Origin of the sequence: Bacillus sp. L75, assembly GCF_003676355.1 — a bacterium.
Taxonomy (GTDB): domain Bacteria; phylum Bacillota; class Bacilli; order Bacillales; family Bacillaceae; genus Bacillus; species Bacillus velezensis.
Genome location: NZ_ML064903.1, coordinates 222,445 through 237,254 on the forward strand (window position 1 = coordinate 222,445; position 14,810 = coordinate 237,254).

Annotated in this window: 16 protein-coding genes and 1 other annotated feature (1 of these 17 running past the window's edge); of the genes, 15 read left to right on the forward strand and 1 reads right to left on the reverse strand. The window is 46.2% G+C overall.

Features of this window, described 5'->3' with window-relative positions:
• Positions 1-81, forward strand: a binding site (T-box leader); it begins 127 nt to the left of the window's first position.
• Positions 82-161: 80 nt separating this feature from the next.
• The 12 genes from alaS to D5S11_RS07330 all read left to right on the forward strand — a co-directional run bounded on the left by alaS (position 162) and on the right by D5S11_RS07330 (position 12,054).
• Positions 162-2,798 (forward strand): alanine--tRNA ligase, encoded by a 2,637-nt coding sequence (alaS, locus tag D5S11_RS07275; RefSeq protein ID WP_108724802.1) that lies wholly within the window; start codon positions 162-164, stop codon positions 2,796-2,798.
• Between the two features lie 84 nt (positions 2,799-2,882).
• Positions 2,883-3,149: an IreB family regulatory phosphoprotein gene (locus D5S11_RS07280; RefSeq protein ID WP_012118070.1), complete on the forward strand. Its 267-nt coding sequence runs from the start codon at positions 2,883-2,885 to the stop codon at positions 3,147-3,149.
• 8 nt (positions 3,150-3,157) lie between these two features.
• Complete coding sequence (ruvX, locus tag D5S11_RS07285) at positions 3,158-3,574, forward strand: Holliday junction resolvase RuvX (RefSeq protein WP_003152750.1); 417 nt, start codon at positions 3,158-3,160, stop codon at positions 3,572-3,574.
• A 12-nt stretch (positions 3,575-3,586) separates the two neighbouring features.
• Entirely contained in the window at positions 3,587-3,868 is a 282-nt protein-coding gene (locus tag D5S11_RS07290; protein WP_003152751.1) for a DUF1292 domain-containing protein, read from the forward strand.
• Between the two features lie 110 nt (positions 3,869-3,978).
• Complete coding sequence (mltG, locus tag D5S11_RS07295) at positions 3,979-5,070, forward strand: endolytic transglycosylase MltG (protein WP_007408212.1); 1,092 nt, start codon at positions 3,979-3,981, stop codon at positions 5,068-5,070.
• 151 nt (positions 5,071-5,221) lie between these two features.
• Positions 5,222-5,875, forward strand: a complete 654-nt coding sequence (locus tag D5S11_RS07300; RefSeq protein ID WP_007408213.1) for an O-methyltransferase — start codon at positions 5,222-5,224, stop codon at positions 5,873-5,875.
• Positions 5,876-5,881: 6 nt separating this feature from the next.
• Positions 5,882-6,811: a peptidase U32 family protein gene (locus D5S11_RS07305; protein ID WP_007408214.1), complete on the forward strand. Its 930-nt coding sequence runs from the start codon at positions 5,882-5,884 to the stop codon at positions 6,809-6,811.
• 17 nt (positions 6,812-6,828) lie between these two features.
• Positions 6,829-8,097 carry a peptidase U32 family protein gene (locus D5S11_RS07310; RefSeq protein WP_053103959.1) on the forward strand — a complete coding sequence of 423 codons (1,269 nt, stop codon included), beginning with the start codon at positions 6,829-6,831 and terminating at the stop codon, positions 8,095-8,097.
• 6 nt (positions 8,098-8,103) lie between these two features.
• On the forward strand, positions 8,104-8,739 hold the full coding sequence (gene udk / locus D5S11_RS07315) for a uridine kinase (protein WP_003152763.1): 636 nt from the start codon (positions 8,104-8,106) through the stop codon (positions 8,737-8,739).
• A gap of 253 nt (positions 8,740-8,992) precedes the next feature.
• Positions 8,993-9,466 (forward strand): transcription elongation factor GreA, encoded by a 474-nt coding sequence (gene greA, locus D5S11_RS07320; RefSeq protein WP_003152766.1) that lies wholly within the window; start codon positions 8,993-8,995, stop codon positions 9,464-9,466.
• Positions 9,467-9,519: 53 nt separating this feature from the next.
• Positions 9,520-11,274 carry a peptidoglycan D,D-transpeptidase FtsI family protein gene (locus D5S11_RS07325; protein WP_053103960.1) on the forward strand — a complete coding sequence of 585 codons (1,755 nt, stop codon included), beginning with the start codon at positions 9,520-9,522 and terminating at the stop codon, positions 11,272-11,274.
• 63 nt (positions 11,275-11,337) lie between these two features.
• On the forward strand, positions 11,338-12,054 hold the full coding sequence (locus tag D5S11_RS07330; RefSeq protein ID WP_015240279.1) for a YrrS family protein: 717 nt from the start codon (positions 11,338-11,340) through the stop codon (positions 12,052-12,054).
• A gap of 39 nt (positions 12,055-12,093) precedes the next feature.
• Here the strand turns inward: D5S11_RS07330 and D5S11_RS07335 are convergent, their stop codons facing one another.
• On the reverse strand, positions 12,094-12,297 hold the full coding sequence (locus D5S11_RS07335; RefSeq protein ID WP_003152771.1) for a YrzA family protein: 204 nt from the start codon (positions 12,295-12,297) through the stop codon (positions 12,094-12,096).
• Positions 12,298-12,480: 183 nt separating this feature from the next.
• On the opposite strand from D5S11_RS07335, the gene D5S11_RS07340 reads away from it, so the two are divergent.
• Genes D5S11_RS07340 through D5S11_RS07350 form a run of 3 tightly spaced genes read left to right on the forward strand, consistent with a single transcriptional unit; the run spans position 12,481 to position 14,809 of the window.
• Entirely contained in the window at positions 12,481-13,122 is a 642-nt protein-coding gene (locus D5S11_RS07340; RefSeq protein WP_020956135.1) for a class I SAM-dependent methyltransferase, read from the forward strand.
• A gap of 20 nt (positions 13,123-13,142) precedes the next feature.
• Entirely contained in the window at positions 13,143-13,838 is a 696-nt protein-coding gene (mtnN, locus tag D5S11_RS07345; RefSeq protein ID WP_003152774.1) for a 5'-methylthioadenosine/S-adenosylhomocysteine nucleosidase, read from the forward strand.
• Between the two features lie 47 nt (positions 13,839-13,885).
• The gene (locus D5S11_RS07350) at positions 13,886-14,809 is read left to right on the forward strand and encodes an O-acetylserine dependent cystathionine beta-synthase (RefSeq protein WP_053103961.1); all 924 of its coding nucleotides are present in this window, start codon (positions 13,886-13,888) and stop codon (positions 14,807-14,809) included.
• Position 14,810: the final 1 nt, after the last annotated feature.

Consider the following 14,810-nt stretch of genomic DNA (forward strand, 5'->3'; position numbering starts at 1 on the left):
CCTGCGTTACGGGATGAAAGGTGACAGGCCTTTTTCGGCCTGTAATCAGGGTGGTACCGCGAGACAGCTCTCGTCCCTGTGTGAACGCATGGTTTGCATAGGGAGAGAGCTTTTTTGCTGTCGCAAAAGAGAATTTCGGGTAGTGATAAGGAGGAATATAGATGAAACACTTAACTTCTGCTGAAGTGCGTCAAATGTTTTTAGATTTCTTTAAAGAAAAAGGCCATGCCGTTGAACCGAGCGCCTCATTGGTTCCGCATGAAGATCCGTCTTTATTATGGATCAACAGCGGCGTTGCGACGCTGAAAAAATACTTTGACGGCCGCGTTGTGCCGGAGAATCCGAGAATTGTAAACGCGCAAAAATCAATCCGAACAAATGATATTGAAAATGTGGGGAAAACGGCGCGCCACCACACGTTCTTTGAGATGCTCGGAAACTTTTCCATCGGTGATTATTTTAAAGAAGAAGCGATCACGTGGGCATGGGAGTTTTTAACGAGCGAAAAGTGGATCGGCTTTGATCCGGAGCTGCTGTCTGTAACGGTTCACCCTGAGGATGAAGAAGCTTATACGCTATGGGCGGAAAAAATCGGCGTTCCGGAAGAAAGAATCATCCGTCTGGAAGGGAACTTCTGGGATATCGGCGAAGGCCCGAGCGGACCGAATACGGAAATTTTCTATGACCGCGGCGAGAAATACGGCAATGACCCGTCAGATTCTGAATTGTATCCGGGCGGCGAAAATGATCGCTATCTTGAAGTATGGAACCTGGTATTCTCAGAGTTCAACCACAACCCGGACGGCACGTACACACCGCTTCCGAAGAAAAACATTGATACGGGCATGGGGCTTGAACGGATGGTCTCCGTGATTCAGGATGTCCCGACAAACTTTGACACTGATTTGTTTATGCCGATTATTGAAGCAACAGAGCGCATTTCCGGAGATGCTTACGGAAAGGATGCAGTGAAGGATACGGCCTTTAAAGTGATCGCCGATCATATCAGAACGGTCGCATTTGCGGTAAGCGACGGGGCGCTGCCTTCGAACGAAGGGCGCGGGTATGTACTGAGACGCCTCTTGCGCCGGGCAGTGCGTTACGCGAAAACCCTCGGTATCAGCCGTCCGTTTATGTACGAGCTAGTACCGACTGTTGCAGGAATTATGGACGCTTTCTATCCGGAGGTGAAAGAAAAGCAAGAGTTTATCGCCAAAGTCATCAAAACGGAGGAAGAGCGCTTCCACGAAACATTAAACGAAGGTCTGGCCATTTTATCCGACGTGATAAAGAAAGAGAAGGAAAAAGGCAGCGGCATCATCTCCGGAAAAGACGTATTCAAACTGTACGATACGTACGGATTCCCGGTTGAATTGACGGAGGAATACGCGGAAGATGAGCAAATGACGGTTGACCATAAAGGCTTTGAAGCCGAAATGGAAAAACAGCGTGAACGGGCGAGAAATGCGCGCCAAGATGTAGGAAGCATGCAGGTTCAGGGCGGCGCATTGCGCGATATTACCGCAGAAAGCACATTTGTCGGCTACAGTGCCGTAAAAGCTGAAGCGAAGGTGATCGAGCTTCTTCATGACGGGCAATTAATCAGCGAGGCGCATGAAGGGGATACCGTCCAAATCCTTCTTGACAAAACGCCTTTCTATGCTGAAAGCGGCGGACAGATCGGTGACAGAGGAGTGCTGAGAAGCGAGCAGGCTGTCGTAACCATTAAAGACGTGAAAAAAGCTCCGAACGGTCAGCATGTACACGAAGGCACGGTGGCTAGCGGCACGATTCAAAAAGGCGCAAGCGTGACGGCTGAAGTTGAAGATCAAATGAGAAGCGGCGTGGTGAAAAACCATACGGCAACCCACCTCCTGCACCAGGCGCTGAAAGACGTTCTCGGCACACATGTCAACCAAGCGGGTTCACTCGTTACCGAAAATCGCCTGCGTTTTGACTTCTCTCATTTCGGTCAAGTGACGAAAGAAGAACTTGAACGCATTGAAGGAATCGTCAACGAAAAAATCTGGGAGAGCATTCCGGTAGCGATTGATTTGAAACCGATCAATGAAGCGAAAGAAATGGGCGCGATGGCCCTGTTCGGCGAGAAATACGGCGATATTGTCCGCGTCGTACAAGTCGGAGATTACAGCCTTGAGCTTTGCGGCGGATGCCATGTCACGAATACGGCTGAAATCGGCCTGTTTAAAATCGTATCCGAATCAGGGATCGGCGCAGGGACGCGAAGAATTGAAGCCGTAACAGGAAAAGGCGCTTATCAGGAAATGAACAGCCAGCTCAGCCTTCTGCAGCACGCTGCGGACGAGCTGAAATCAAACGTAAAAGACGTACCGAAGCGAATTCAGTCTCTTCAAGCGGAGCTGAAGGAAGCGCAAAGAGAAAATGAATCATTGCTCAGCAAACTTGGCAATGTGGAAGCCGGAGCCATTCTGTCTAAAGTAAAAGACATCGGCGGCGTAAAAGTGCTGGCTGAAAAAGTAAATGCGAAAGACATGAACCACCTTCGCACTATGGTGGATGATCTGAAAGCGAAGCTCGGTTCTGCGGTCATCATTCTCGGCGCCGTGCAAAATGAGAAAGTCAACCTTTCAGCAGGCGTGACGAAAGACCTGATCGAAAAAGGCCTTCATGCCGGCAAAATGGTCAAACAAGCGGCTGAAGTCTGCGGAGGCGGAGGCGGAGGCCGTCCGGACATGGCGCAGGCCGGCGGAAAGCAGCCTGAAAAATTGGAAGAGGCGCTGGCATCTGCGGAAGATTGGATAAAATCCGTTTTATAATCCTTTCAAGTAGTGTAGAATGATGATAAGATGAGGACCTCAGGCTGAACTTTGCCTGCGAATTTGGGAAAGAGGTGCAAAACGGTGAGCTCGTTTGATAAAACGATGAAATTTAATTTCTCCGATGATTCTGCTGAAACAAACGTCGAAGAAGTGCTGAATACGGTATATGATGCGCTTCAGGAAAAGGGGTACAATCCTATCAACCAGATTGTCGGATACTTGCTGTCTGGAGATCCTGCATACATTCCTAGGCATCGCGACGCCCGGAACTTAATTCGCAAACTGGAACGTGACGAATTAATCGAGGAATTGGTAAAATCCTATCTAGAACAGCATAAAGAGGCGTAAATACATTCATGAGAATATTGGGACTTGATCTTGGAACGAAAACACTCGGCGTAGCTTTAAGCGATGAAATGGGCTGGACCGCTCAAGGCATTGAGACGATAAAAATAAACGAGGCTGAAGGAGATTACGGTCTGGACCGTTTATCCGAGCTGATGAAAGACTATAATGTAGAGAAGATCGTGCTCGGTTTTCCGAAAAACATGAACGGGACGATCGGTCCGAGAGGCGAAGCCAGCCAAACATTTGCGAAACTGCTTGAAACAGCGTACAATGTCCCTGTTGTGCTGTGGGACGAGCGTCTGACGACGATGGCGGCTGAAAAAATGCTGATCGCGGCTGACGTCAGCAGGCAAAAACGAAAAAAAGTCATTGATAAAATGGCGGCTGTCATGATCCTTCAAGGATATCTGGACAGTTTAAACTAAGAGGTGAAAAAAATGGAACACGGCGAAAAACACATTACAATTGTCGATGATCAAGGCAACGAACAGCTTTGCGAAGTGCTGTTCACATTTGAAAACGACACATTCAACAAATCTTACGTACTTTATTATCCGATTGATGCTCAAGACGATGATGAAATCGAAATTCACGCTTCAAGCTTCGAACCGAACGAAAACGGTGAAGACGGCGAACTGATGCCGATTGAAACCGATGAAGAGTGGGAAATGATCGAAGAAACGCTGAACACGTTTTTAGCGGAAGAAGACGAAGAATAAAATGAACGGAAAAAGCCGGAGCGCATATGCGCTTCGGCTTTTTTTTGTAATAAATTGCCGAATGCACATGAATCATGTAGTATAAGAGCTGTTGGGAGGAAAATACTTGTATGAATATCAATCAGACTAAACATTCATTTCCGCGTAAAAACAAAAAAACGACGATAATACTGTCCTCCGTGATCGCTCTGCTTATCATCATTTGCGGTGCTTTTTTCTATGGAAAATCTCTGCTGTCCCCGGTTGACAAAGGCAGCAAAACGGCAGTCAATATTAATATTCCGAGCGGTTCTTCCGTTTCGGCAATCGCTGAAATTCTTGAGGATCAGCATGTCATCAAAAGCAAAAAAGCATTTCAGCTGTATGTGAAGTATAAAGGCGCTTCCGGGTTTCAGGCGGGATTTTACCACCTGAATAAAGGAATGGATGCGGATGCGATTATCAAAAAACTGACCGCGGGATCAACGGGATATGCCTTTCAGATCTCCGTTCCTGAAGGAAAACAGCTTACACAGATTGCGGATGCGATCGCAAAAGAAACATCATATTCAAAAGAAGAGATCATGGCGAAACTGGATGACAAAACATTCATCGGCAAACTGAAGAAACAGTTTCCTGATACGATAACGGACGCACTTTCAAACAAGAAGCTCAAGCATCCGCTCGAAGGCTATCTGTATCCGGCCACATATCCGTTTAATGATCCGGATGCATCGCTTGACACGATTTTGACGGCAATGGTTCAGGAAACAAACACCCGTATCGAAACGTATAAATCTGAACTGGAAAAAAAGAAACTTTCCGTCCATAACGCGCTGACGATGGCATCGCTTATTGAAGAAGAAGCCACCGCCAAAGCCGACCGTCACAAAATCGCCAGCGTTTTTTACAACAGGCTCGAAGAAAAAATGCCGCTGCAGACTGACCCGACGGTATTATATGCGGCCGGTAAGCATAAAAGCCGGGTCTACTACAAAGACCTGAAAATTGATTCTCCGTTTAATACGTATAAACATAAGGGGCTGCCGCCGGGACCGATTGCAAATGCCGGTGATTCATCATGGGAAGCGGCTCTCCGCCCTGACAAAACGGATTATCTCTATTTCCTTGCAAAATCAAACGGCGAGGTCGTTTTCACCAAAACATTAAAAGACCATAATAAAGCGAAGGAAAAGTATATTTCCAAAAAAGACAGCGAATAAAAGGAGGGCAAAAGCTCTCCTTTTATTCCATTCTGAAAGGTTTTATGATAAAATATATCGGGTTGTTTACTTATGGATAAAGAAGTGTCTTAAGAGAGTGTCCCCGCGGATTCGTCAGGGGCACTCCTTTTTAGAACGGAGGCTGTTTGCCGTGAATGATCGGTATGAACAAATAAACGAGTATATAAACGCGATGCTGAAGCCTCGGCCTGATAAAGTGAAAAAGCTTGAAGCCTATGCAAAAGAGCACCATGTTCCGATTATGGAAGAAGCGGGCATTGAAGTGCTGCTTCAAATGCTGTCGATTCAACAGGCGAAAAACATTTTGGAAATCGGCGCGGCAATCGGATATTCCGCCATACGGATGGCGCTTGAGCTTCCGGATGCGAATATTTACACGATTGAACGGGACGACAAACGCTATGAAGAAGCTGTGAACAATATAAAAGACTTTGAAATGGAAAACCGGATTCACGTAATGCACGGGGATGCGCTGGATCTTTCTGAGTCTGTCCGTGTCACGGCTCCTTATGATGCCATTTTTATCGACGCGGCCAAAGGCCAGTACACGAACTTTTTTGAGCTCTATGAACCGATGCTTGCGCCGGATGGAGTCATTTTTACGGACAATGTTCTGTTTAAAGGGCTGGTGGCACAAAATCACTCGGACATTGAGCCGAAAAGAAGACGGAAGCTTGTTGAAAAAATTGATCAATATAACCAATGGCTGATGGACCGGCCTGACTATCAAACGGTCATACTGCCGGTCGGAGACGGCATCGCCATCAGTAAAAAGAAGAGGTGAAGGATCATGAAAAAACCTGAACTTTTGGTGACTCCGACTTCTGTACAGGATATTCTTCCGCTCATTCAAGCGGGCGCAACGGCCCTGTTGGTCGGAGAACAGAGATACGGCCTGAGACTGGCCGGTGAATTTTCAAGAGAAGATATAAAAGAAGCCGTAAAGACAGCTCATCAGGAAGGCGCGAAAGTGTACGCCGCCGTCAATGCTATTTTTCACAACGAAAAAGTGGACGAGCTGAACGGCTATCTTGCCTTTTTGCAGGAGGCCGGCGTTGATGCGGCTGTTTTCGGTGACCCGGCCGTTTTAATGGCGGCGCGTGAAGCGGCTCCCGAGCTTAAACTGCATTGGAGCACGGAAACAACGGGAACCAACTACTATTCCTGCAATTACTGGGGACGCAAAGGCGCACGGCGGGCAGTGCTGGCTAAGGAATTAAATATGGACAGCATCATTGACATAAAAGAAAACGCCGAAGTGGAAATTGAAATTCAAATCCACGGCATGACGTGCATGTTCCAATCGAAGCGTTCTTTAGTGGGCCATTACTTCGAATACCAAGGTAAAGTCATGGACATCGAACAGAAGAAAAAAGAAGCGGGGATGTTTCTGCATGACAAGGAACGGGGCAATAAATACCCGATTTTTGAAGATGAAAACGGCACGCACATCATGAGCCCGAACGATGTGTGCATGATTGATGAATTAGAGGACCTGATGGACGCCGGCATCGATTCTTTCAAAATCGACGGAGTTTTGAAGTCTCCTGAATACTTAACTGAAGTGACCCGCATGTACAGAGAAGCAATCGATTTGTGCTTCGAAAGCCGAGAGACATACGAAGAGAAAAAAGAGAGCTGGATAGAGCGGATTGAAAGCATTCAGCCTGTGAACAGAAGCATCGACACAGGATTCTTCTTTAAAGAAACGGTCTATTAAAAAGGAGGGTGCAACGGATGACAGCCGTAAATCAAACCATTTCCAAAGTCGTAAACGGAAAACGCGTCATTACGAAAAAACCTGAACTCCTTGCTCCGGCAGGAAACCTTGAAAAATTAAAAATTGCCGTTCATTACGGAGCGGACGCGGTTTTTATCGGAGGACAGGAATACGGACTCCGCTCAAATGCGGATAACTTCTCAATAGAAGAAATTGCAGAGGGCGTAGAATTTGCCAAAAAATACGGGGCAAAAATATATGTGACAACAAACATTTTCGCCCATAATGAAAATATGGACGGTCTGGAAGAATACTTAAAAGCGTTGGGAGACGCAAAAGTTGCCGGAATTATCGTCGCTGATCCGCTGATTATTGAAACATGCCGGAGAGTGGCCCCGGACGTAGAAATTCACCTCAGCACACAGCAGTCCCTTTCCAACTGGAAAGCGGTGCAGTTCTGGAAAGAAGAAGGGCTTGACCGCGTGGTGCTTGCCCGTGAAACGAGCGGACTGGAAATTAAAGAAATGAAGGAAAAGGTGGATATTGAAATTGAAACCTTTATCCACGGCGCCATGTGTATCGCTTATTCAGGCCGATGCGTGCTGAGCAATCACATGACGGCCCGGGATTCCAATCGCGGCGGCTGCTGTCAGTCCTGCCGCTGGGATTATGACCTGTATCAGACAGACGGTGCAAACGCGGTCGCGCTCTATGACGAAGAAGACGCTCCGTTTGCGATGAGCCCGAAAGATTTAAAATTGATTGAATCCATCCCGCAAATGATCGAGATGGGCATCGACAGCCTGAAAATTGAAGGCCGGATGAAATCGATTCATTACGTTGCGACGGTTGTCAGCGTGTATCGCAAAGTCATCGACGCATACTGCGCTGATCCTGAAAACTTTGTCATTCAAAAAGAATGGCTGGATGAGCTGGACAAATGTGCAAACCGGGATACCGCGCCTGCTTTCTTTGAAGGCACGCCCGGGTATGAAGAGCAGATGTTCGGCGAACACGGAAAGAAAACAACATTTGATTTTGCCGGTCTCGTGCTCGCGTATAACGAGGAAACTCAAATGGTGACGCTCCAGCAGCGCAATTTCTTTAAACAAGGTGACGAATTGGAATTTTTCGGTCCTGAAATCGACAATTTCACATTCACAATCGGCACTATTTGGGACGAAGACGGAAACGAGCTTGATGCTGCCCGCCATCCCCTGCAAATCGTTACATTTAAAGTAGACAAAAAGATTTATCCGAGCAACATGATGAGAAAGGGGAAGTAATCACCAATGGGTAAGAGTCCTGTAGTTATAGGCATCGCAGGAGGTTCCGGATCAGGAAAAACAAGCGTCACCCGTTCCATCTATGAACAGTTTAAAGGACACTCGATTTTAATGATCCAGCAAGACCTTTATTATAAAGACCAAAGCCATCTTCCGTTTGAAGAAAGGCTGAACACAAACTATGATCACCCGCTCGCATTTGATAATGACTATTTAATCGAGCATATTCAAGAGCTTTTGAATTACCGGCCGATAGAAAAGCCGATTTATGATTATAAACTGCATACGCGTTCTGAGGAAACCATTCCGGTTGAGCCGAAGGATGTCATTATTCTGGAAGGCATTCTCGTTCTCGAAGATAAAAGGCTTCGCGACCTCATGGATATGAAACTTTATGTCGACACGGACGCGGATCTCCGTATCATCAGACGGATTATGAGAGATATTAACGAAAGAGGCCGTTCAATCGATTCTGTCATTGAGCAGTATGTGTCCGTCGTCAGACCGATGCACAATCAGTTTGTTGAACCGACAAAACGCTACGCGGACATCATTATTCCGGAAGGCGGACAAAACCACGTCGCGATTGATCTGATGGTCACGAAGATTCAAACGATCCTTGAACAAAATGCAATTTTGTAATACCATAGCATAGACATAAATAACTCAGACCATATTATGTATAGGCTGGAAGGGAATGAGACAGTTCCCTTCTTTCCCTGTTTATAAACCGAAACATTTGCAGAAAACACACATTCAGTTTAAGATAAACAGTACCTATATGGGAGAGAAGAACGAGGACTGCCCTGTGTTCTCATTCTTGATTTTTTCGTTTATGCTCTCATACATAATCACACGTTATTGTTGAGGGACAACCACCAAGGAGTGAAGGAACATGGCACAAGAAAAAGTTTTTCCGATGACTCACGAAGGAAAACAAAAACTTGAACAAGAATTAGAGCAATTGAAAACGGTTAAACGCAAAGAAGTAGTAGAACGCATTAAAATCGCAAGAAGCTTCGGAGATCTGTCAGAGAACTCTGAGTATGATTCTGCAAAAGAAGAACAGGCATTTGTGGAAGGGCGCATCACGACGCTTGAAAACATGATCCGCAATGCGAAAATCATCGAGGACGACGGCGGTTCAAATGTAGTCGGTTTGGGAAAAACCGTATCATTCATCGAATTGCCGGACGGTGAAGAAGAATCTTACACGATTGTCGGAAGCGCTGAAGCTGATCCGTTTGAAGGGAAAATTTCAAACGACTCGCCAATCGCCAAAAGCCTGCTCGGCAGAAAAGTGGACGAAGAAGTGACAGTTCAGACGCCGGGCGGAGAAATGCTCGTGAAAATTGTGAAAATTTCATAAGATCCGTTTAACATTGAAACACCTCGTCCAAAATGTGGATGAGGTGTTTTTTTATGATCGTATCAAAAAGGCTGAAAGCGGCCGTGATTTGTTTTCTGCTCGTGTTTTTCTTTCTGCTTGCGAGGCTGGCTGAAATTCAGCTGTTTTTTACAGAATCTTTTTCAAAATCCAATATTAATCTGATTCAGGAAAGCGTCAAGCAGCGGACGGAAGAAGTCCTTATTTCAGACGGACGCGGCTCTTTTCTTGATCGGAACGGCAAAGAACTGACCGGAAAAAAGCAGCCTGCCGTCATACTGTTTCCCTTCCTCGTGACGCAGGATTGGCCGGTTGACCGGGTATCTGACATTCTCGGAATGAAACAGGGGGAGCTCAGGCAGCTGCTCACGGAAGCGAAAAAACCGGTGATCCTGAACAGCAGAAAAATAAAACATTTGACGAAACAATCCGTGTCAAATATCAATTCTTTGAAATATCCCGGCATTTACGGCGTATATATGAAAGACAGCAAAGAAACAAACATAGCCGCTCATCTGTTGGGCGCGACAAACCAGGACCCTGAGCTTTTGAAAAAGAAATACCCCGGCAGGAAGGAACTGCCGATCACGGCAAAAATCGGGACAAGCGGGATGGAGCGGACGTTTGATGAGTTTTTACTGGCGGATCAGGACACAAAACTTTTGTATCATGTCGACGGAAGGGGAAACCCTTTATTCGGAATGGACGTCAAATATACGGCTGAAGCAAACGCGTTTTATCCGCTGCAAGTCAAAACCTCCATCGACCGCAATATTCAAAAAGCAATGGAAGATGTATTGAAAGACCGCGGGTTAAAAAAGGGGGGAGCCGTCCTTTTAGACATTGAAAAAAGCAGTGTGCTCGGAATGGTATCAAAGCCTGACGCCGACATGTCAAAGCAGCAGACACTGCAAAATTACATGCTGACGCCGATTTATCCGGGATCAGTGTTTAAAACGGTGATCGCCGCAGCCGCAATAGAACAAAACGAAGTGAAGCCGGGCACATCCTTTAACTGCAATCTCAACCTGTACGGAGAGCCGGGGGATGACAAAGGCACGCTCAGTTTTGGAGAAAGCTTTGCCCAAAGCTGCAATTATACGTTTACAAGCCTTGCGGAAAAATTGATCAAAAAAGATGATTCCGTTATTGAAAACATGGCGGAAAAACTTGGTCTCACCCAGCGGGCGGGGTGGGAAGGCAAGCTGTACCGGGAAGACGGATTCAGGCAGCTGTATAATGAAAAAAGCGGGGTCATTTGGGGAGATGACAAAGACAAAACCGTAAAAAAAGCCGTCGCACAGACGGCGATCGGGCAAAAAAACGTGAAAGTCACGCCTCTTGAAGTCGCCAATATGATGGCGGCGATCGCGCGCGGCGGTGAAAAAAAACAAGTCAAAATCGCGGACAAAATTGAATACAAAAACAAAACGACGATGGCGTCATTCAAAGATCAGCCGTTAAAAGGGGAAAACATCGACAAATATACGGCGCAGCAGCTTCAAAAAATTCTCAGAGAAGTCGTCACCTCACCGAAAGGAACCGGCCGAAGGTTTCAGGACCTGCCGTATGAGATAGCAGGCAAATCGGGAACGGCCCAGACGGGAATGTTCACAAAAGATAAACAGACGCTTTACCACAAATGGTTTGCGGGATACTTTCCCGCGGACAAGCCGAAATACGCTCTGGTGGTGCTGCACATGGACACGCCGGGGGATAAGGCTCTGACAAATACAGTGTTTTATGATATTGTTAAAAAGGTACATGAAAATGAAATAAATCAGACATAGAACAACCGCTCAGCCCATGTTAAAATATATGCTGAGCAAGAGGGATAAAGGAGTGCAGAATGATTGAGCAATAAACAATCTCGTTTTGAAAACCGTGATAAGCGCAGAAAAGCAAATATGGTGCTTAACATTTTAATTGCTATCGTATCTATTCTTATTGTCGTCGTTGCCGTCAGCCTCTTCATCAACAGTCCGTCGAGCGACGTGAGCGAAAAAGCGGACACGAGCCAGAAGCAGGAAACACCTGCATCAGGCAAGACGAAGCAGACATCCGATGAAGACATAAAAGACAGCAAAAAAGATACGGCATCAGACGATGACAAAAAAGATAAACAGGATAAGGACACATCTGATTCATCTTCAGACTCTGACAGCAAAAAAGAAGATGATTCATCGAAAAGTGATGACAGCAGCAAAAAAGACTCTGATTCAAGCGATCCTTTTAAAGGCGCAAAAATAACAGAGGGCGGCTCATCAAGCGATGTCGAGAAAACAATTGTTAACCCAAAATGGAAAGCGGTCGGCACAAAGCAGACGGGAGAACATACGGCGACGTATGACTCAAGCTCTGAAGACTGGTCCGAAATGCTTGACGCCATCTCTTACGCAACAGGCGTGTCAAAAGATCATATGACAGTGCTGTGGCTCGGAAACAATGGAAGCCCGCAAGATGCGAAGGGGAAAGTTTTAGACAAAACGAACGGCAAAAAGTATCAGGTCACCATCACTTGGAAAGACAAAAAAGGCTGGAAGCCGACAAAAGTAGAAACCTTAAAATAACCGCAAAAAAGCAGCTGATTATTCAGCTGCTTTTTTCTGTCATACGTCAGCTGAAAAATGCACCGACGCGCTGTAAAGGATTCTGCCGTCAACGGCCGTCACCTGATGGGATACGGAACGGACGCGAAGCATAATCGCCTGGTTGTTTTCAATCTGAACGTTTATTTTCTTTTCAAGCTCCTGCAAAGATGCCGCTTCGAAAAATTCTACTTTATCTTTGATTAAATCCAATTGAAAATTCATCAGTACAGATCCTCCTGATTTTTCTTCTGAGTCAATGAAAGTATAAGCCTTTCTGCCGTAATTGCGCAATAATCCCAAAGTATTTTAGTACCCTTCCATTCTTTTTTGTGATAGGATAGGAACTGTTCCACGATTAATCCATACTATACTCATAGGAATTATAAATTATGGAGAGTGAAAAATATGGGCCGTGAATTTATTCCTTTATTTGAAGATTGGGCAGCGACTTATGACGCCACAGTGCACGGGGCTGACAAACAATATGCCGCTGTTTTTAAAGGATATGACAGCATTCTTGACAGCATTGTCGCACTTTCAGGTTCAAACGTTTTAGAGTTCGGACCGGGAACGGGGAATTTAACGGCGAAATTAGCCGCCGCGAACAAAAAGGTGTTTGGTGTAGAACCGTCTCCGTCAATGAGAAAACTGGCGGCTGACAAGCTTTCTGACAAAGCCGTGTTCAGTGACGGAGATTTTCTGGAGTTTCCCGCTCCGCCTTTTCAAATAGATACCATCGTCAGCTCGTACGCCTTTCATCATTTAACCGATGAAGAAAAGCGAACGGCTGTAAAGCAGTATGGCGCAATCCTTCAGAAGCATGATAAAATAGTGTTTGCCGATACAGTCTTTAAAGATCATGAAGCTTATGATGTAGCCATTAAAAAAGCAATCCGAAACGGCTATCATCAATTAGCGGACGATTTAAAGACGGAACATTATCCGACACTCGGGACAATGAAAAACATCTTTTCAGAAGAGGGATTTGCCGCGCGGTTTACGCAGCAAAATGACTTTGTCTGGATAATGGAGGCGATTAAACGGTAAATCGAAGGGATTGTGTATAAATGAAACTGGCAGTCATCGGAGCAATGGAAGAGGAAGTTACGATTTTAAGAAGCAAACTGAAAGACGCAAAACAAGAGATGATCGCTCACTGTGAGTTTACAACTGGCAGCTATGAAGGCGTCGAAGTCATCTTGCTGAAATCAGGTATCGGGAAAGTCAACGCGGCGATCAGCACGACGCTTCTGCTTGACCGTTTCAAACCTGATTATGTGATTAACACAGGCTCAGCGGGCGGTTTTCATCATACATTGAATGTAGGCGACGTCGTCATCTCAACAGATGTCCGCCATCATGACGTAGATGTGACGGCGTTTGACTATGAATACGGACAGGTGCCGGGTCTTCCGGCAGCATACAAAGCTGATGAAAAGCTGATCAGTATTACTGAGGAAGCGGTTTCTGAACTGAACGGCATTCAAGTCGCCAAAGGCACAATCGCTACGGGAGATTCTTTTATGAATGATCCGAAGCGGGTTGAAGACGTACGCGCCAAATTTGCGGATTTGTACGCGGTTGAAATGGAAGCTGCGGCTGTCGCACAGGTGTGCCACCAGTTCAAAACGCCTTTTGTTGTCATCAGAGCTTTATCTGATATTGCCGGAAAAGAATCTGACGTTTCATTTGATAAATTTTTAGAACAGGCTGCCGTTCATTCAACTGAGCTTGTCCTGAATGTCATCAAACGAATTCACTAAGCGGGGGATTCTCGTTCTCCTCCGCTTTTCCAGGAGGAGGACATATATTGAACGTGATAACAGATATTACAGAACTGATCGGAAATACACCGCTGCTCCGTCTCAAGCATTTTGATCTACCGGAGGGAACAGCGGTTTATGCTAAGCTTGAGATGATGAATCCGGGCGGAAGCATTAAAGACAGGCTGGGCGGGATGCTCATTGAAGATGCGCTTCGCACGGGAAAGGTGAAACCGGGCGGCGTTATCATTGAGGCGACTGCCGGAAACACCGGGATCGGACTCGCTCTGTGCGCCAGAAAGCATCAGCTTCGCGCCATTTTTTGCGTCCCGGAGCATTTCAGCAGAGAAAAGCAGCAAATTATGAAAGCTCTCGGAGCGGACATCGTGCATACGCCGAGAGAAGAAGGCATGCGGGGAGCCATCCGAAAAGCGCTTGAACTGGAGAGAGAGATTAATAATTCTTATGCCGTTCTGCAATTTAAAAACCGAGTAAATCCATTGACTTACTATAAAACGATCGGACCCGAAATATGGAACGCGCTCGGCGGGGATATCCACGCTTTTGTCGCAGGAGCGGGTTCCGGCGGCACCTTTGCCGGTACGGCAGCTTATTTAAAGGAGAAAAATCCTGCCGTCAAAACGGTGATCGTTGAACCGGAAGGCTCGATCCTGAACGGAGGAGAGCCGCATGCCCATAAAACGGAAGGCATCGGCATGGAGTTTATCCCGGATTATATGGACGAGAACCATTTTGACGCCATTTACACGGTGGAGGACGATACGGCGTTTTCGCTTGTCAGAGAAGCGGCCGAGAAAGAAGGCCTCTTAATCGGAAGCTCTTCAGGGGCGGCTCTTTATGCAGCGCTTGAAGAAGCGAAAAAAGCGCCCGCCGGATCAAATATCGTCACCATTTTCCCTGACGGCAGCGATCGATATATAAGCAAAAACATTTTTCAAGGAGGTCAGTAAG

Excerpts from the sequence above, each read along its gene's own strand:
- alaS (WP_108724802.1), top strand. The coding sequence starts at position 162 with ATGAAACACTTAACTTCTGCTGAAGTGCGTCAAATGTTTTTAGATTTC.
- ruvX (WP_003152750.1), top strand. The coding sequence starts at position 3,158 with ATGAGAATATTGGGACTTGATCTTGGAACGAAAACACTCGGCGTAGCT.
- D5S11_RS07290 (WP_003152751.1), top strand. The coding sequence starts at position 3,587 with ATGGAACACGGCGAAAAACACATTACAATTGTCGATGATCAAGGCAAC.
- mltG (WP_007408212.1), top strand. The coding sequence starts at position 3,979 with ATGAATATCAATCAGACTAAACATTCATTTCCGCGTAAAAACAAAAAA.
- D5S11_RS07305 (WP_007408214.1), top strand. The coding sequence starts at position 5,882 with ATGAAAAAACCTGAACTTTTGGTGACTCCGACTTCTGTACAGGATATT.
- D5S11_RS07310 (WP_053103959.1), top strand. The coding sequence starts at position 6,829 with ATGACAGCCGTAAATCAAACCATTTCCAAAGTCGTAAACGGAAAACGC.
- udk (WP_003152763.1), top strand. The coding sequence starts at position 8,104 with ATGGGTAAGAGTCCTGTAGTTATAGGCATCGCAGGAGGTTCCGGATCA.
- greA (WP_003152766.1), top strand. The coding sequence starts at position 8,993 with ATGGCACAAGAAAAAGTTTTTCCGATGACTCACGAAGGAAAACAAAAA.
- D5S11_RS07325 (WP_053103960.1), top strand. The coding sequence starts at position 9,520 with ATGATCGTATCAAAAAGGCTGAAAGCGGCCGTGATTTGTTTTCTGCTC.
- D5S11_RS07335 (WP_003152771.1), bottom strand. The coding sequence starts at position 12,297 with ATGAATTTTCAATTGGATTTAATCAAAGATAAAGTAGAATTTTTCGAA.
- D5S11_RS07340 (WP_020956135.1), top strand. The coding sequence starts at position 12,481 with ATGGGCCGTGAATTTATTCCTTTATTTGAAGATTGGGCAGCGACTTAT.
- mtnN (WP_003152774.1), top strand. The coding sequence starts at position 13,143 with ATGAAACTGGCAGTCATCGGAGCAATGGAAGAGGAAGTTACGATTTTA.